This is a genomic window from Acinetobacter sp. ME22, from assembly GCF_022012315.1.
Classification (GTDB): Bacteria; Pseudomonadota; Gammaproteobacteria; order Pseudomonadales; family Moraxellaceae; genus Acinetobacter; species Acinetobacter brisouii_A.
In genome coordinates this window covers 14969-33114 of the sequence record NZ_JAKLTL010000002.1, presented here as the reverse complement: position 1 = coordinate 33114, position 18146 = coordinate 14969, and the positions used below count along the sequence as shown (strand labels likewise).

General features: G+C 40.6%; 14 protein-coding genes and 1 tRNA gene. 5 read left to right on the top strand and 10 right to left on the bottom strand.

Annotation, left to right across the window (positions count from 1 at the left end; translation table 11 throughout):
- Nucleotides 1-28: 28 nt before the first annotated feature.
- From serC to mtgA, 4 genes are all read right to left on the bottom strand, one after another.
- Nucleotides 29-1108, bottom strand: a complete 1080-nt coding sequence (gene serC / locus LVY74_RS02800; RefSeq protein WP_237813760.1) for a 3-phosphoserine/phosphohydroxythreonine transaminase — start codon at nt 1106-1108, stop codon at nt 29-31.
- Between the two features lie 210 nt (nt 1109-1318).
- Nucleotides 1319-1394, bottom strand: a tRNA-Asn gene (locus LVY74_RS02795).
- A 143-nt stretch (nt 1395-1537) separates the two neighbouring features.
- A complete protein-coding gene (ppk1, locus tag LVY74_RS02790; RefSeq protein WP_237813759.1) occupies nt 1538-3646 on the bottom strand; it encodes a polyphosphate kinase 1 in 2109 nt (702 codons plus the stop codon).
- A 100-nt stretch (nt 3647-3746) separates the two neighbouring features.
- Entirely contained in the window at nt 3747-4424 is a 678-nt protein-coding gene (mtgA, locus tag LVY74_RS02785) for a monofunctional biosynthetic peptidoglycan transglycosylase (RefSeq protein WP_237813758.1), read from the bottom strand.
- Nucleotides 4425-4491: 67 nt separating this feature from the next.
- Here mtgA and LVY74_RS02780 point away from each other — a divergent pair, with 67 nt between their 5' ends.
- Nucleotides 4492-5292, top strand: coding sequence for a rhomboid family intramembrane serine protease (locus LVY74_RS02780; protein ID WP_237813757.1), 801 nt, complete (start codon nt 4492-4494; stop codon nt 5290-5292).
- 5 nt (nt 5293-5297) lie between these two features.
- Here LVY74_RS02780 and LVY74_RS02775 read toward each other — a convergent pair whose 3' ends face one another.
- Both LVY74_RS02775 and LVY74_RS02770 read right to left on the bottom strand, forming a co-directional pair.
- Nucleotides 5298-7772 (bottom strand): ABC transporter permease, encoded by a 2475-nt coding sequence (locus LVY74_RS02775; protein WP_237813756.1) that lies wholly within the window; start codon nt 7770-7772, stop codon nt 5298-5300.
- A 2-nt stretch (nt 7773-7774) separates the two neighbouring features.
- Nucleotides 7775-8464, bottom strand: coding sequence for an ABC transporter ATP-binding protein (locus tag LVY74_RS02770; protein ID WP_237813755.1), 690 nt, complete (start codon nt 8462-8464; stop codon nt 7775-7777).
- A 71-nt stretch (nt 8465-8535) separates the two neighbouring features.
- Here LVY74_RS02770 and LVY74_RS02765 point away from each other — a divergent pair, with 71 nt between their 5' ends.
- Nucleotides 8536-9135 carry an arylesterase gene (locus LVY74_RS02765; RefSeq protein WP_237814091.1) on the top strand — a complete coding sequence of 200 codons (600 nt, stop codon included), beginning with the start codon at nt 8536-8538 and terminating at the stop codon, nt 9133-9135.
- Nucleotides 9136-9177: 42 nt separating this feature from the next.
- Here LVY74_RS02765 and LVY74_RS02760 read toward each other — a convergent pair whose 3' ends face one another.
- Nucleotides 9178-9792 (bottom strand): carbonic anhydrase, encoded by a 615-nt coding sequence (locus LVY74_RS02760; RefSeq protein ID WP_237813754.1) that lies wholly within the window; start codon nt 9790-9792, stop codon nt 9178-9180.
- Between the two features lie 225 nt (nt 9793-10017).
- Between LVY74_RS02760 and LVY74_RS02755 the strand changes: the two genes are divergently transcribed.
- On the top strand, nt 10018-11034 hold the full coding sequence (locus LVY74_RS02755; protein WP_237813753.1) for a hypothetical protein: 1017 nt from the start codon (nt 10018-10020) through the stop codon (nt 11032-11034).
- 25 nt (nt 11035-11059) lie between these two features.
- Here LVY74_RS02755 and LVY74_RS02750 read toward each other — a convergent pair whose 3' ends face one another.
- Together LVY74_RS02750 and nfuA are read right to left on the bottom strand one after the other, a co-directional pair.
- Nucleotides 11060-13090, bottom strand: coding sequence for a TonB-dependent receptor domain-containing protein (locus LVY74_RS02750; protein ID WP_237813752.1), 2031 nt, complete (start codon nt 13088-13090; stop codon nt 11060-11062).
- Between the two features lie 157 nt (nt 13091-13247).
- Nucleotides 13248-13892 (bottom strand): Fe-S biogenesis protein NfuA, encoded by a 645-nt coding sequence (gene nfuA, locus LVY74_RS02745; RefSeq protein WP_151709870.1) that lies wholly within the window; start codon nt 13890-13892, stop codon nt 13248-13250.
- 138 nt (nt 13893-14030) lie between these two features.
- Between nfuA and LVY74_RS02740 the strand changes: the two genes are divergently transcribed.
- Entirely contained in the window at nt 14031-14651 is a 621-nt protein-coding gene (locus tag LVY74_RS02740) for a rhomboid family intramembrane serine protease (protein ID WP_151709869.1), read from the top strand.
- Nucleotides 14652-14755: 104 nt separating this feature from the next.
- Nucleotides 14756-16288: a hypothetical protein gene (locus tag LVY74_RS02735; protein WP_237813751.1), complete on the top strand. Its 1533-nt coding sequence runs from the start codon at nt 14756-14758 to the stop codon at nt 16286-16288.
- Between the two features lie 127 nt (nt 16289-16415).
- Here LVY74_RS02735 and LVY74_RS02730 read toward each other — a convergent pair whose 3' ends face one another.
- A complete protein-coding gene (locus tag LVY74_RS02730) occupies nt 16416-18035 on the bottom strand; it encodes an inorganic phosphate transporter (protein ID WP_237813750.1) in 1620 nt (539 codons plus the stop codon).
- Nucleotides 18036-18146: the final 111 nt, after the last annotated feature.

Here is an 18146-nt window from a genome sequence, read left to right as displayed (position 1 = left end):
GGCTTTTTTTATTTAAACTTATTTTCAATTAACCATGACGTTTAGCAAAGTCGTCCATGAAGTTAACCAATGCTTGTACACCTTCAAGTGGCACAGCATTGTAGATACTTGCACGCATACCGCCCACAGAACGGTGACCTGCCAAGTTTAATAAATGATTTGCTTCAGCTTCTTGCAAGAATAATTTGTCGAGATTACTGTCAGCCAAAGTAAATGGTACGTTCATCAATGAGCGATTCGCGATTGCAATCGGGTTATTGTAGAACTCACTTGAATCGATATAACCATATAACAATTCAGCTTTTTTCAAATTAGTTTGATGCATTGCATCAACGCCGCCATGCTCAAGCAACCATTCAAATACCAAACCAGACAAATACCATGCATACGTTGCTGGGGTATTCACCATTGAATCATTCTTGGCTTGTGCAGAGTACTTCAACAAGCTTGGAATTTCTGGTTTTGCTTGATCCAACAAGTCATCACGAATAATGACCAAAGTTAAACCCGCAGGTCCAATATTTTTCTGTGCGCCTGCATAGATTAGACCAAACTTGGTCACATCAATCGGTGCTGACAAAATGCTTGAAGACAAATCCGCAACTAAAGGCGCTTTAGTTTCTGGAATATGGTCAAACTGTAAACCGCCAATCGTTTCATTTTCACAGTAATGCACATATGCTGCATGGTCAGAGAACTGCCAAGTTTGAGCATCGGTAATGGCTGTTTTACCATCAATTTGTGTGCCCGCTTCAATCACATTGACATTGCCGTAACGCTGAGCTTCTTTGATGGCTTTTTCAGACCAGATACCTGTATGGATATAATCCGCTTGGCTGTTTTTACCCAACAAGTTCAATGGAATTGCTGAAAACTGTAATGTTGCACCGCCTTGTAAAAACAAGACTTTATAATTTTCAGGAATATTCATGAGTTTGCGTAAGTCAGCTTCCGCTTTTTCCGCAACCGCGACATAATCTTGACTACGGTGGCTCATTTCCATGATGGAAACGCCCTTACCACGCCAATCTAGTAACTCACTTTGAGCTTTTTCTAAAACAGCGGTTGGTAATGCTGCAGGACCAGCACAGAAATTGTACGCGCGCATGATTTCTTCCTTCATGAAGTAAATACAATAAAATGTGATGGCATTTAACCACAGAATGCTAAACGATGCAGTAATTTCGTCAGTTAATATTTCTATTTAAAGCAAAAATTCGCTTTAATTTTTCGATGCTTGATCATTTGAATCTAGGCAATTTTTCAATCTTTTAAGCATAAAAAAAGCCATGCAAAAATGCATGGCTTTTTAGAATCTTGGCTCTCCAACCTGGGCTCGAACCAGGGACCTGCGGATTAACAGTCCGTCGCTCTACCGACTGAGCTATTGGAGAATCTGATGCGCATTGTAGATATCTCGTGTGCATCGGTCAAGAAAATCTATTCAAAAATATAGAAAAATCAATTTAATGATTTAAAAAATAAGCAATTTATGACTTTTAGACAAAAAAGTGCCTCTTACGAGGCACAGATTAATTTAGCGAAAGGTTTCCAATAGAAGCTGTTGTGCATTATGTACAGGTTCATCTTGTTGGGGTTGAACCCGAACCCAAGTACCATCACCCTGTAATGCCCATGCCTGTTGGTTATCTTTTAAGTAATTCAATAATCCTAACTGGTAAATGCGTTTACGCAATGCAGGATCTTCAATTGGGAAACAGGCTTCTACACGGTTAAACAAGTTTCGGTTCATCCAGTCGGCACTTGAACAATAAATGCGTGCATTGCCCTGATTGGCAAAATAATAAACGCGTGTATGTTCAAGGAAACGACCAACGATTGAACGAACACGAATATTTTCTGATAAACCCATTAAACCTGGACGTAAACAGCAAATTGAACGAATGATCAGATCAATTTGCACACCCGCTTGAGAAGCTTCATACAGCTTATTAATCAACTGTACTTCAGTTAAGGCATTCACTTTAATAATGATACGCGCTTCTTTACCTGCTTTGGCTGCGGCAATTTCATCATCAATACAATTCACCAAATGACTATGCAAAGTAAATGGCGCATGTAACAGCTTTTTCAGCTTCGCCATTTTCCCCATACCTGTCAATTCTTGAAAAATACGATGAACATCTTCACACAGCTCTTTTTCTGTGGTGAGCAAACCGTAATCGGTATAGATACGGGCATTGCCTGCATGATAGTTCCCCGTGCCCAAGTGTGCATAACGCACAAGCTTATTGTTTTCACGGCGAACCACCAAAATCATTTTGGCATGCGTCTTATAGCCGACAATACCATAGACAACCACTGCACCTGCTTCTTGCAAGACATTGGCCACTTCAATGTTTGACTCCTCATCGAAACGCGCACGTAACTCAATCACTGCGGTGACTTCTTTACCATTGCGTGCAGCTTCAGCTAAAACCTGAACAATCTCAGAATCTGCACCACTACGGTATAAGGTTTGTTTAATCGCCAACACCTGCGGATCGCGTGCTGCTTCGCGCAAGAATGAAATGACAGGTGCGAATGATTCAAATGGATGATGAAGTAAAATATCTTGCTTGCGCATCGCTGCAAAAACATTTTCCGACTTGGTCAATACTTTTGGAATCACGGGCGTAAACGCATCGTATTTTAAATGTGGACGTTTAAAATTTGACAATAATCGCGCTAGATTGACAGGTCCTTCAACTTTATAAAGTTGGTCTTCATCCAGTTCAAATTCGTTAAGCAAATATTCGTAAATCTGTTTTGGACAGTTTTCTGTCACCTCCAAACGCACTGCACGACCAAAACGGCGTGAGCTTAATTCACCTTTGAGGGCTTTGGCTAAATCATCAACATCTTCATTCAGCGCCAAATCAGCATTACGTGTTACACGGAACTGATAGCAACCAGTTGCGGTCATCCCTGGGAACAAATCAGACACATGCTCATGAATAATGGCTGATAACATGACGTGATGTTCTTTCCCATCGGTCAACTCATCAGGTAAACGAACAACGCGCGGTAAGGAACGTGGCGCAGGAACAACTGCTAAATCAATCTGACGACCAAAGGCATCTTTACCTTCTAGCGTCACAATAAAGTTAAGACTTTTGTTGACCAAACGTGGGAATGGATGTGCAGGATCAAGGCTAATGGGTGTCAGGACTGGTGCAACTTGTTCTTGGAAATATTTTTTTACCCAAGCCGTTTGTGCAGGTGTTAACTCACCGCGGCGCAAAAAGCAAATATCTTCCTCACGGAGTCGCGGCAAAATTTCATCATTTAAAATACGGTACTGACGTTCAATTGCAGCATGCGCCGTTTTTGAAATCTGATCTAAAACTTGCTTAGGCGTCAAACCGTCTGGACTATGACTTTCATTACCCAGTGTGGTTAATTGTTCCATGACCCCTGCAACACGAATTTCAAAAAACTCATCGAGGTTACGCGAAAAAATGAGTAAGAAGTTTAAACGTTCTAATAAAGGGTGCAATGGGTCTACAGCCTGTTCAAGCACCCGCAAATGAAAATCTAAAATCGATAATTCACGATTAATATATCGATCGTTATAAGCATAATCTGCGGCTGTCACAGTCTTAGATGCTGTAGAGGTCGTCGCAGGAGATACTTCGGTGTTCATATGTCGTTCCATACGTGTTTTTTCATGTTATTTAAACAGTATGCTGCATATTTATGACAATTTCATAAATTTTGTACACAAACTATGCAAATGAATATGTCTATGTAGGAATTTGACTATAACGAATATATTTAGCAATGAAGCGCTTACGGTATCTGAATTTTTCATCCTGAGGATGTTCTTGATAATAGCGTGGATTCGGCAATAACGCTGCCAAGAAAATTGCCTGTTCTCTAGTCAGATTTTTACTGCTTTTATGAAAATAATGCCGAGAAGCTGCCTCGACGCCATAAATATTGGCACCAAGCTCAACCGAGTTCATATAGACCTCTAAAATCCGCTGTTTAGACCACAAACGTTCCATCATAAAAGTGGCAATCGCTTCTTGCCCTTTACGCACAAAAGAACGCTGATTAAACAAAAATAGATTTTTAGCCAGTTGTTGAGAAATCGTAGAGCCACCTGCCACAATACCATCGGCTTTGGCATTTCGCTGCAAAGCAACCTGCATGCCTTCAAAATCAAAACCATGATGATGTAAAAATTTACCGTCTTCAGCAGCAACCACTGCATGTTTAAATTGATTGCTGATTTGGTCGTAACTACGCCATTTATGCTGTAAGGTTTCATCGGGATATTGGATGGCATCGATACGCATAAACATACTTCGTTCAACAGGATGCGTTCGCCACCAAAGTAAACTTGCGAAAATCCAGAGCTGTATCATTAAAAACAAAGTCATTAAAATCAAAAAAATACGCATGAACAATGTTTTCATGATGTGCAATTACTCCCAATCTCACCCAATATGTTAAGCTGAGTTTTTAAAACCGACACAGCATACCATGTCTGAGATGCAACAACCCACGTTTTATCACAGTAAACTCAATGTTCAACTCTGGTGGGTCACTGCGACCCTGATTGCGATTAATGTGGGACTGTATCTGTGGCAAATTGCAACGGGAGTTGATCCGAGCCAGCCCAGTATTGATACTGCCTTGGCTTGGGGTGCTGACTTTGCACCTTTAACTTTTTTGCAAGAACCTGCTCGTCTATTTACCAGTATGTTCTTTCACTTTGGTTTTTTACACTTGGCACTGAATATGTGGGCGCTGTATATGTTTGGCAGTCTTGCTGAACAAATTTTTGGGCGTTTTTATGTTTTAGGTATTTATCTTTGCTGTGGTCTAGCAGGTAGCTTACTCAGTGGTTGGCTGAGTATCCATGACAGTTTCTTATACCTACAAACAGGTCAAAGCAATTTATTACCAAGCATCAATGCAGGTGCATCTGGGGCAATTATGGGTTTAGGCAGTGCCTTGACGATTTTGTCATTCTTTCCAACACTTCCTCATCAATCATTTATTTTAGTCAAACGTAGCTTGCTCATTATCATGGGACTCAACCTGACCTTAGGCATGCTGATTCCCAATATTAATAATGCAGCACATTTAGGTGGCGCACTCATGGGAATGATTCAAAGTTTAATTTGGTATCGTTGTGCCCTCCATCAGCGCAACCTCCTTGGCAGTTTATTGGGACTCTGCGTAGGGGTTACACTGCTGATTTTCAGCTATTTCTATTGTCAAAATTTGATTCACGCAGGTCTATTACCGCTCTGGGACACTATTCTTAAACAATTCTAACTAGGTTAATGGTCACTCTGATCACGTAAGCTTTTTAAAGGTGAAATTCGTGTCAAATAGACCAAACGATAACGCCCAACCAATGCACACAACAATGCCATCACCATCGGCAATATTAACCATAAACTTAAGTGGAGTTGTATGCTCAATTGTAATTGATGGCTGGCTATCGCACTGATCACTTCTGCAAACAAACAGGCTACTCCACCTGACAATACGCCCATCATGGCAAATTCACGCGTGAGTAATGTTTTGATCTGCGCTTGTGAACTGCCAAATGCCCGCATCAAGGCGACTTCTTTTTTACGCTCATCCATCAACAAATTCAGGCAAGCCAATAACACCAAAATGCCCGATACAGCCACTAAAATTGCCAGTAACGTGACAATTTGCACCATAACCTTCAATAAATTTTTAATCTGATCCAGTATCATTCCAACATCAATAAAAACAGTCGTACTATGCTGCTGAATCAAAGCCAATAATTTACCCTTATCTTGAGGTGGCACATAGAAACTCGACAAGTAACTCCCTGCATTTTCATCGAGTGTTTTTGGCGAAAAAATAAAGAAAAAGTTGGGACTAAAACTTTGCCACTCAACTTGGCGCAGATTGATCACTTTGGCTTGTAACTCACCTTCAGGTAATGCAAAAGTTAAATGATCTCCAAGTTTAATGCCTAAACTCTGTGCGGTTTTTTCTTCAACAGACACATCTCCTGCTTGTTGCAACAACTTTGCCCCTTGAGTAATCACATTATCGGTCGGATAAGTGTTGGACTGTGTCAGATTAAGCTCACGGCGTAAGCTGTTATTTTGAGAGATTTGTTCGGGAGTAAATGCCTTCCCGTTATGGGCAACTAAACGCCCACGAATGTTGGGATAGAGTGGCGTACTTTGCCAACCATAGTGGGCAAGCTGTTGCTCAAAGTTTGCTTTATCCATCGGTGGCAAGCCATAAATAAACTGATTGGGGGTATTTTCAGGTAACTGCTGTTGCCAACGTGACAGCAAATCTGTGCGCAGTATAATTAAGACCGAAATTAAACTCACTCCCAATGCCAAAGCCGTCATTTGTAGCGCTGTTTGTGATGGCACACGGACATATATGGCTAGATTGCTATGACTGCGTTTAATCGCATTTAAAATCAGCCACAAAATCCCATACATCAAGATAGCAACAGCACAGACACTCAGTAGTACCAGCAAAGTCAGTTTTACCGCATGCGTCAACAATAGACTAAATATGATCAGGCTGGCTAAACCTGTAAAAAACGTCCAAATATAGACACGTCCAAATGTCGGTACTTGACGAATCACCCGAATCGGTGGTGTTCGTAACAACTGATAAATATTAGGAAAAATAAAACCAAGTAGAACAATTGCACTGGTCAAAAAGCCAATTGGTAAAGGTTGTAAAATACTGCTCAGCAGTTCAACTTGAATATTCAGGCTCGGTACAAATTGCAGCATGAGCTGCAACAATCCCATACCCAACAGCCCACCCAAGACACTCCCAATGCCTGAAGCAATCACCATTACCATCAACAGTAAAACTGCAATTGCACCCAAAATCTGTCGCTGACTCGCACCCAAACAGCGTAACAAGGCAATCTGATCTTGCGTTTGTTGCACATAACGGCGACTCGATAACGCAATTGCCACACCACATAATAAAATGGTGAGCAGATTGGTCAGCTGCAAAAAGGTGTCTAGATTTTCAATCGGTTTTAGCAGTCGGGTATTGCCCTGTTTGGCTGTTCTTAATTGCAGATTAGTGTCGGCATTACTTGCGTCAGATTGTGAAGCTTTGGCTTTAGGATTTTTCAGATTAAACCAGTGCTGATAGTCTGCTACAGCCTGAGTTTGCCCTGCCAGCAACAAACGATATTCAATTCGACTGCCTGCCTGAATGGCATGCGTTCGTGCAACATCACGCTGATCAATCATCACTGAGGGAGAAAAACCTGAAAAACCCGTTTCCTGATTACTGTCTTGCGTAATCAGTCCTGTAAATTTGAACTCAGCATCCGCAATAAAAACTGAATCCCCCAATTTCACATGCAACAGATCTTGTGCGCGCTGACTCAGCCAAACCTCACCCAATTTAAGCTGTTGGGCAGTTGGGCGAATCTGTAAATTGCCACGCAAAGGAAATGCTCGATCAATCGCCTTGACTGTGACCATCACAAACTGATCGTTGGTATGAGCCATACTACTAAAAGCGGTGACTTGTGATTGCTGTAACTTAAGTTGTTGAGCTTTCTGTGCATAGTCATTGGCAAGAGGCTTGGTATCTGTCACCACCAAATCTCCTCCAAGCAATTGCGCCGCTTGCAATAAAATCGCTTGCTGAATTTGCCCATTACTAAATTTAAGTGCAGTGGTGGCACAAATTGCTAGACTCAATGCCACAATCAGCAGCCACACACCATGACTACGAAAACTTTGCTGTAACAGCGGTTGAACTAAATGCTTCATCATCACCCCTGTTGTTCACACAGTTGACCATCATGCAAAATAAAATGGCGCTGACATTGTGCAGCCAACTCCAGATCATGCGTGACCAATACCAATGTGACTTGCATCTCTCGATTGAGCCGAAACAACAACTGTTCAATCTCATGTGCTGTTTGTTCATCCAGATTGCCTGTAGGTTCATCTGCAAAAATGATTTTAGGTTCAGTGATCAAGGCGCGTGCAATCGCCACACGCTGCTGCTCTCCACCCGATAAAACTTGTGGCGTTTGTTCAATTTGCCGCTCCAAACCCACTTGTTGTAATAATTTTTTGGCTTTAATGACTGCATGAGCATAATTAAAGTGAGGCTGTAAGCGTAAAGGTAGTAGAACATTCTCTAAAGCAGATAAATGATTGAGCAACTGGAAAGACTGAAAAACAAAACCTGTATGTTGTAAGCGCAACTTGGCTCGCTGCTCTTCATTTTGTTGGTGTACAGCTGCACCACATAACCAAAGCTGCCCAGAACTCGCCTGATCCAATGTGGCTAACAAGCCGAGTAATGTCGATTTGCCTGAGCCTGAACGTCCTGTAATTGCGACTTGCTCCCCTGCAAAAATTTCAAGCTGAATATCTTGTAAAATAGGTATCATTTTGTTTTGAAAATGAATGTGCTGACTTAAATGCTGGGCGCAAAGAATAGGTTGTGGCATGATGCAAAACATCCATAAAAAATCATAGGACAAGCCAGATGCAAAACAACAAACACTCAGTTTATGTTGCAATGCTTGTATTAAGTGGCATAGGCATATTGGCTACAGAGACCGCCATGGCAAAAACAGTGATGGTGTATGGCGACAGTATTAGTGCTGGTTATGGTTTAAACCCACAACAAGGTTGGGTTTATTTATTACAAAAACGTCTTGAACAACAGTACCCGAAAAAACATAAAGTGGTCAATGCCAGTGTCAGTGGAGAAACCTCTTCAGGCGGCTTGGCTCGCTTACCTTTAGCTTTAAAAACACATCGCCCTGATATTGTCGTTTTAGAACTTGGAGGCAATGATGGTTTGCGTGGTCAACCACCACAAATGTTGCAGCAAAATTTAGCAAAAATGATTCAATTAAGTCAGCAAACCCATGCCAAAGTGATTTTACTGGGAATCAAAATTCCACCTAACTACGGCACTGCCTATAGCAAAGCCTTTGAGCAAAGTTACCGTGTGATTAGCCAACAGTACAAAGTGCCATTACTGCCATTTTTTATGCAAGGTATTGCAGGCAATAATCAACTCATGCAAAAAGACCTAGTACATCCAAATGCTCAAGCACAACGTATTTTATTAAATAATGCTTATCCACTGATCCAACAAGCACTCAAATAAAAAGGCGCATTTTGCGCCTTTTTATTTGAAACCAGATACAGCTTAGAAATCAAAAAAATTGACTTTACCTGTTTCAAGCGAGTATTCAGCACCCACTACGATCATTTTGCCTTTTGCAATCAAAGTTTCGAGTACAGCAGAACCATGACGTAATTGATTGACCGATGCAAAGACATTTGAACGTACAGCATGTTCTGAAAGTTTGCAAAGATCGTGTTTAAGCTCAGTCTGCATCAAAATTTCAACGGATGGGCGAACACGGTTAACAATTGACATCAAATTGTTTGATGGCGGGTTCTCTGGGTTCATTAACGTATCAATCGTAGCTTGAACTGCACCACAGTGACTATGCCCCAAGACCACCACAACAGCGCAGTCATAGCGTTCTGCTGCAAACTCAACGCTACCCACCTGAGATGGTGCAACGATATTGCCCGCAACACGAATCACAAATAAATCACCCAAGCCTTGATCGAATACGATTTCAGCAGGGACACGTGAATCAGAACAACCCAAAATAATCGCAAACGGATTTTGATCTGCGGTCAATTGTTCACGATGCTCTTGTGAAACGAGGTCAGGAATTGAGGATTTCCCATTTACAAAACGCTCGTTACCTTGTTTTAAACGCTCTAGGGCTTCTTGTGCCGTTAACATGTTATTTCCCATTCGCTTTAAATTGAAAAATCAAAGACATTTTAAGACTGTAGTGGCTCGTTGTCACTGACTAAAATCATCCTCTTTATGGCAAGTTTTTCCAATTTCAATTCAATTTTTAATCTCTATTCAATTCAATTTTTCAGAATTTCACAACGCTATTGCTAGCATCTGTTTTTTTAGACAAGGTATACTGAGGGCTTTCCATGTTGATTTTGACTGTCTATGACCGCCACTGCTGCACATCCTCGTATCGAACAATTAATCGAGGCACACCTTGATTTTTTAGAACGAGAGCTTTCCTCGCCAGACAATCTGCCAAGTGAAGTTCAGGCGTTTTTTCATTGGTTTACAGCACAAAATTTACAAGATTTATGGGACTTCCAAAGTCTGTTTAACTTGCTTGAACAACAGCTTTTAAAAAACCAGTTAAGCACATTTTTCATAGAACAGTGTGTCGAACATATTCGCTTTGCACTGGTTCACGACCTCAATCAACACACCAAAATTGCAGATATCTTCGATGTGATGACCATTGACAAAATTGCTCAATATGTTGCGAGTAAAAATGAACATCGTCACAAGTTAATTCATAGTGTCGTTCATCATCCTGCATTTTCTGCCATGATTTCCCAGCTCATTCAACAAGCTTTAGAAGATTATTTTGAGCACAGCATGGGTAAACGTGTACCGACTGTGGGTCGCTTCATGAAAATGGGAAAAACGGTTTTTGAAAGTGTAACTGACTCACGCTTTGAACAAACAGTTGCCTATTATTTACAAAAGAATATCGTCAAATTGAGTCAACTGAGTGAGCAGGTGCTCAATCAACATTTTGACAATGACAAACTTTATCACTTTCAAGCCAATCTCTGGCACAAAGTCAAAGCCTCACCTTTGAGTGTCTTTAAAAATTATGTTGTGCTTGAGGACTTACCACAAACCGTTGGGCTGGCTCATGACGTCTGGAATCATTTACGCCAAACTGATTATTTAAAACAGCAATTACATGATGGTTTATATACATGGTATATCCGCAATCAGGAACGTAATTTTAGTCAATTACTGCGCGACTTAAATATTGATGAAACATTATTGATGCAGCAACTACAGCCATTGTTTAGTGCCATCATGCAGCAAGCAATTCAGACAGGTTATTTAAGACAACGTGCCCGTGCTTTCTTGGAGCGTTTTTATTATGCTGAATCAACACGTCAAATTTTAGGATTTGATCAGACCTAAGCATCCTTAGGTCTGATTTTAACGCTTAAAAATAACTCACAAAACCAAGACTATAACGACGACCATCTAAGACTGCACCATTGTCTTGGGTGGTGACTTGCTTATCAAATAAATTGTATATCCCAAGCTTTGCTGTCAAATAACGATTAAACTTATAATTTAACCCCATATCATAGAAACCATAGCCCGAAGTCTTTTCTGACATTGAAGTGCGGCTTAAATAAGCCGAAGCCTGACCTTGATAATGATAACGTGTCCAAAGATTTAACTGATCGGTTGGGTTTAGATCCAAACTGAGGTTAAACATATCTTTAGGCATTTTATTAAGCGGCTGCCCTTTAAAGTCACCTGTTTTTTGCTCAGTTTTAGTATATGTATAATTGACTTTAAACGTTGCCCAATCGGTTAGCTGTGCATCAAAAGTGGCTTCAACTCCCTGCATGATCGCTTCATCAACATTAATTCGGTCACTGATAAAGTAAAATGGTAAGCCCCCATCAAAACATGACCATGCTGCAACATTATTACGGTTAGCTGTTCCTGTCGCATCGGTTGAGCAGCTTCGAATTTCAGTAATCTTGTCCTTAAACTGCGTGTGGTAGGCCGTTAAACTTGCCCCCATCTGTTCACCTTTCCAAATCAAGGCAAGCTCTGAGGTCATACTTTTTTCAGGTTTTAAATTCTCATTACCACGAATAATCGCACGTCCATAACTGGTTGGTGAACCACCACCGCCTGTCACCTGATAAAAGCCACTTGAGGATGAGCGTAAATCTGGCTGTTTATAACCTGTAGATACTCCGCCTTTTAGGGTAAAAGCATCATTCAGGTGATAAACACCATATAGTCGTGGGCTAAAATTTGATCCATATTTTTCATCATGATCCAAACGTAGACCACTGGTTAAGTCAAATTGGTCAACAATATTCCATGTATCTTCTAAAAATAGTGCAGCAGACCAACGACTAAACTCTGTCACATTGGCATGTGGGTTGCGGTTTGTACCCTGATCATTCAGCTCTTCATTTTTAAAATAGACGCCACCTGTCAACTTATGTGCACCGAGCGACCAATTCCACTGTGAATTTGCTGTCAAAACTTTCAGATCAATCCCTTTAGTTCCAAGTACAGTATTCTCACGATCAGGATTGGTCGAGTCTTCATATTGCAGATAAGACTGACTTTCTAGATTTGAGCGATAACGCCCATGATGGTTAAAACTAAAAACATTTCGATAAAAGCGTTGCTTACCATCCGTTCCACCTGTAGCAACCGTTTTACCTACCGTATCTTGTCCCACTTGTTTTGAAGTATTGGCTTCAATGGCAATATCATGTTGATCATTGACAACATACGTCCAACGACTATTTAGACGTTCACGTTTAGTTTGTGAGAAGCCATCCACAAACCCATCTTCCTCACGGAAGTAAGAACCTGCACTCAACTGTAATGCCAAAGCCTCTGTTAAAGGCCCTGCAACATAAAGATTAAAATCACGGCTATCCCCTGCTTGGCTATTATCCTGTGCGATGGTTGCAGCTTCAAAAGAACCAGACCATTTTGTAGGGACTTTTTTAGTAATAATATTGACCACACCACCCATAGCATCGGAACCATAAAGGGATGACATTGGGCCACGAATGACCTCAATCCGTTCAATTGATTGCAACGGCGGTAAAATCCCTTTCTCTAAACCATAATCATCACCATTGGGACGTGCGGCACGACTATCTTGCTTCTTACCATCGACCAAAAATAATGTATATGCTGACCCCATTCCACGAATACTGACATCTAGCGTACTCCCAGAACCAGTAATCACCACACCAGGAATATCTCTTAGTACATCTGTGATATCACTATAATTTTTTTGCTCTAATTGTTGACGATCAATCACCGTAATTGATGCTGGTGCATCTGCAATTTTTTGCTCATAGCCTGCAGCTGAAACGACGATGGTTTGTAATTCTACCGTATCATTCTGAGCGTAAGTCATGGAGGTGCATAAACCAAGCAGCGATGCAGAAAGCACCGACAAGCGATGTAGAGTTTTCATACTGACATACCAAAGGTAAAAAAAGAATAAATTATGGATTTTACGTGAGATAGTGTAATTAATATAAAAAATAATACAATATTAAATGATAATTATTTTTATTTTCATATAAGAAAAAACCTCCAAATTGTGTGGAGGTTCATTTCTTTAAAAGAACTTATTTAAAATAAGCACCTTCAGCTTGTGTATGGTCAGTTTGGTCAACCACACGTTGCAATTCTGGAATATGCTGGCGTAATGTTGTTTCAACACCTTGTTTTAAGGTCACATCAATTGCTGAACAACCTTGGCACCCCCCCCCAAATTTCAAGACAGCAGTTAAGCCATGCTCAGCATCTTCTTGCACTTCAACCAAAGAACAGTTACCGCCATGTCCTGACAATCCTGGATTAATTTCTGATTGCAAGATGTAAATAATACGTTCTTCAATCGAAGCATCTGGGCCAACACGTGGTACTTTTGAATTTGGTGCACGGAAAGTCAACTGACCACCAAAGCGATCTTTGTTATAGTCGATTACTGCATCACGCAAATACGGAATCGATGGGCTATCTACAAATGCAGGAAAATCTGGATAATCTTGTTTATAGTCAGCTGGATTTACTTCATCTGGCGCGCTATATGCCATACAACATTCTGCACGTGGCGTTCCTGCGTTTTCTACAAAAACACGAACACCAATGCCTGGAGTATTTTGTTTTTCCAATAAATCACGTAAATACTCTTGAGCAGAAGGAGTAATCAATAAATTTGGAATTTCCTCTGCGTCTGTCACTTTAGTGCTGATGTTCTCAGTCGACATAACGTTTTTCCTCAATATGAAGGCTCTATTTTAACTGAAGATATGGGGGAATTGAGAAAAATCAACTAAAATTGTCGGAATTCTTTTTATCGCTCAGAGTCCCGATGCGAAACCCCATTGAAATAGCGAAAAAATCTTATGTTGAATTTACCTTTTAGCCATACGCTTACCCTAATTATCATTACTGTCGGGATTTCCTTACTAGGTTTCTCCAAACAAGATGTGATGAATCGCCTGATTTTTTGGCCACCTGCCATCCAAAAAGGTCAGTATGATCGTTTTTTTGCTTATGGCTTTGTACATGCTGATGGTATGCATTTGCTCTTTAATATGATTACCCTGTATTTTTTTGGCAATTATATGGAGCAATTTTATCGTCAGTACCTCGACAACATGGGCTTTGTGCTGTTTTATTTTGGTGCCCTGATTTTTAGTATTTTACCTAGCTACCTGAAACATAAAAATGACTATCAATGGGCAAGTTTAGGCGCTTCGGGAGCTGTTTCTGCGGTATTATTTGCCTATATTTTATTCCAACCATGGAGTCGGATTCTAGTTTTCTTTATTCCTATGCCTGCGATTTTATTTGCAGTTTTATATGTGGTTTATAGTATCTGGTCAAGTAAACAACAAGGCAGCCATGTTAACCACAGTGCTCATCTTTGGGGTGCGCTCTATGGTGTGGTCGTGACAATAATCATCAATCCCGCCGTGATTGCTTTTTTCTTCCAGCAAATTCAAAATATTCCTGCATTCTAACATGCTACATTTTTTAGCAAATTTGATGATTTATGCTAAGCCAGTTTCTGCCTTGGCATACATAATGAATGATGACCACCATGACTGAAAATAAGGATAAATCAATGTCAAATGCTCCCGAAGGATTACAGTTTCCTCTTGATCCAGCAAGCCAACGTGCAAGTACATCTCGTACAGGCAAACAAATTCTTTCTGAAGCACTGGCTTTGGTTGACAACAAACTGTCACAACAAGTGCTCAAAGAAAAAAACTGGCGTAAGCGCTATCCTATCTATTTTAAAGCGTTAGTTCATCATGGGATCTTATATCAGGACAACCCTGTAAAAATTGCCAGTCAAGGTCTACATAAGGCTCATCAATTATTTGAATTTTATCGTGATCATCAACGATTTTCTCTCAAAGACTTTATGCGTGTGCCTCACATTCAAAATTTACACAGTGTTGTGGTTCAAGGTCAATCTCAACAAGCACCCGAGTGGTTTGTGCCTTATCAAGGTCAGAAGCTAAACGGGCAAGCATTACTCGATCAGATTGCCCGATGGGAACAGCAAGGAATTATTGAAAGTAGCCATGCTGAAGCATTGCGCGCAGTTCAATCACATCCTGAATGGTTTGATTTATCTGACTCGACCATGGTGCTGTTTGGGGCTGGCTCTGAAGCAGGTCCGCTGACATGGCTAAGCAAGTGGAAAGCCAATATTGTGGCTGTAGATTTACCCAATGAAAAAGTTTGGTCACGCATCTTAAATACGATTCAACATGGCAATGCCAAGCTCATTGCACCTTGCCAAGAAGCAATTGTAGAAGATACACCTCTTGATGTTTTAAGCAGTAAGTTAGGCGCAAATTTACTCACTCAAACCCCAGAAATTGCCGCTTGGCTAGCTCAAATGCCTGAACGCTTAAATCTTGCAGCAATTGCTTATCTGGATGGTGAAAAACATGTCCGTGTTGCTATGGCAATGGATGCGATTATGCAATATGTCAGCGAGCAAAAGCCCAATACCAGCTTAATGTTTATGTGTACCCCTACTGATGTATATGCTGTTCCTAAACAGGTGGTTGATCATTGCAAACAAAAATCGCGTGAACGCTCAACCATTGAAAAGCTCTTAGCAAAAGGTGTTTCTAGTTTAAGTATCCGTCATTTCCTTAAACCTCATTCTCGTCAACTCATCCATTCAAATAATGGTAAAGACTATGCAATTGCTGACTGTCTAGTGATTGAACAAGGTCCAAACTATGCACTTGCAAAACGGATACAACAATGGCGAGCCATTACAGCACGAGAACACGGACAACATGTTTGCATTAATATTGCACCGTCAACAACTACACATTCGGTGACCAAAAACCCGTTACTCAAAGCTGCGTTTAATGGTGCACACTTATTTAATGTTGAAGCATTTGAACCTGAAACAACAAATGCGCTCATGGCTGCAATGTGGATTCATGATTTACGCAATCCTAAAGCGCTAGCCAATCCGAGCAATCAGCTTGATCATCCTCTAGAATTGATTATGCAAGGTGCTAATCATGGTGGCATGTGGAATGCAGCCTATCTGGTTCGTAGTGCCTTACCTTTCGCTGCAATTTATGGTTTGGTTGCGGACAAATTACCACGGAATAAAAAATAAGAAAGCAATGTTGTGAGAGCTTTCTATCATCTATTAAGCAAAGATAAATATGTTTGATAGATTAAAATCAAAAAAGCCTTGCCGAGGCAAAGCTTTTTTGATTGCAGTTTAGTCTTATTTGATAAACTTAAACAAAACGCAAGAACAACCAGTATAAGCCAGCAGATAAACAAATTGTTGCAGGTAAAGTCAGTACCCAAGCAGACAAGATATTACGAATCGTTACCCACTGTAGACCTGATTTATTGGCAACCATTGTTCCTGCAACAGCACTATTTAATACGTGAGTTGTTGATACAGGTAGACCGAAGCCATCAGCTGCAGCAATCGTACTCATTGCCACCAATTCAGCAGACATCCCTTGTGCATAAGTCATATGGTTCTTACCAATACGCTCACCCACAGTCACTACAATACGTTTCCAACCAACCATCGTACCCAAACCTAGTGCCAAAGCAACCGCAACCTTGACCCATGTTGGAATATACTGCAAGAAACCATCTAAGCTTTTTTGATAGGCTTTTACAGTTTTCTTATCTGCATCATTCCACTTTGGCAAAGCATCTGCTTTATCTAAAGTTTTCATGGTTGTTGTACTTAAGTACATTTCATTACGAATTGCAGTCACTTGTTGCTCAGGAATATCTTTCAGTGAAGAATACTGCGCTAACTCCTGACCCAAGTGATGCGTTGTACTGGCTAAAGCAGGTAGAACTTCAGGCGTCACTTTTTTATTTTGAATATATTGTGTCAAAATCAAACGGGCTTTTTCATCTTCAATATGCGCATAATCTGCAGCAATGACAGGCGCTGCTTTTTGAGACAATGTCGTAAATGCTTGAACCTGATCACTGTCCAGATTTTTGTTGAGTGAATATGCCAACGGAACCAAGCCAACCAAGATCAGCATAATCAGCCCCATACCTTTTTGACCATCGTTTGAACCATGCGCAAAACTTACCCCAGTACAGGTAAAAATGAGCAATGCACGGACAATTGGTGGCGGTGGTGTATGACCATTTGGTGCTTCAAACAAACTTAAATGTCGTTTAAACACAAATTTAACTAAAACGAATACAATCGCCGCAAAGGCAAAGCCAATTAAAGGGGAAAATAATAACGCTTTACCCACTTTCAACAGCTGTGCCATATCAATACCGCTACCACCTGTTGATGAGTTCAACAGATGATTCATCAGCCCCACACCCAAAATCGAACCGATTAAAGTATGTGAGCTTGATGCTGGAATCCCAAAGAACCATGTTCCCAAGTTCCAGATAATCGCTGCGATCAACAAAGCAAAGACCATTGCAAAGCCTGCACCGCTGTTGACATTCATAATCAATTCAACAGGTAACAAGGCAATAATGCCATAGGCAACTGCACCGCTCGCGAGCATAACGCCAAGGAAGTTACAAAAACCTGCCCACATTACTGCAACAGGTGCAGGTAAAGCATTGGTATAAATCACGGTTGCAACCGCATTTGCGGTATCGTGAAAACCATTCACAAACTCAAACCCCAAAGCAATGAGCAATGCGGTTGAAAGTAAAATTACTGAATATAAATTTAACGGTGGAACATGTGCCAAATCAGCACTCACCTGAAAACCAATATAAATTAGAGTCGCGATAATGATCGTTAAAAATACAGGCACAAAGAACTTTGGTGTTGGTGCATGTACATTTTTCGATTTGTTTGAATCAAAGTGTACTGACTCTTGTGCAGAAGGAATATTCGAATTCATGCAGTCATGGAAAGAGGATCAAAAAGTCCTCTTATTCTTCATTTAAATTGTGACAATTATATGACATTCTGTTTCACAGAAAAATCAATTTTTGTGTTTTTGATTTATTTT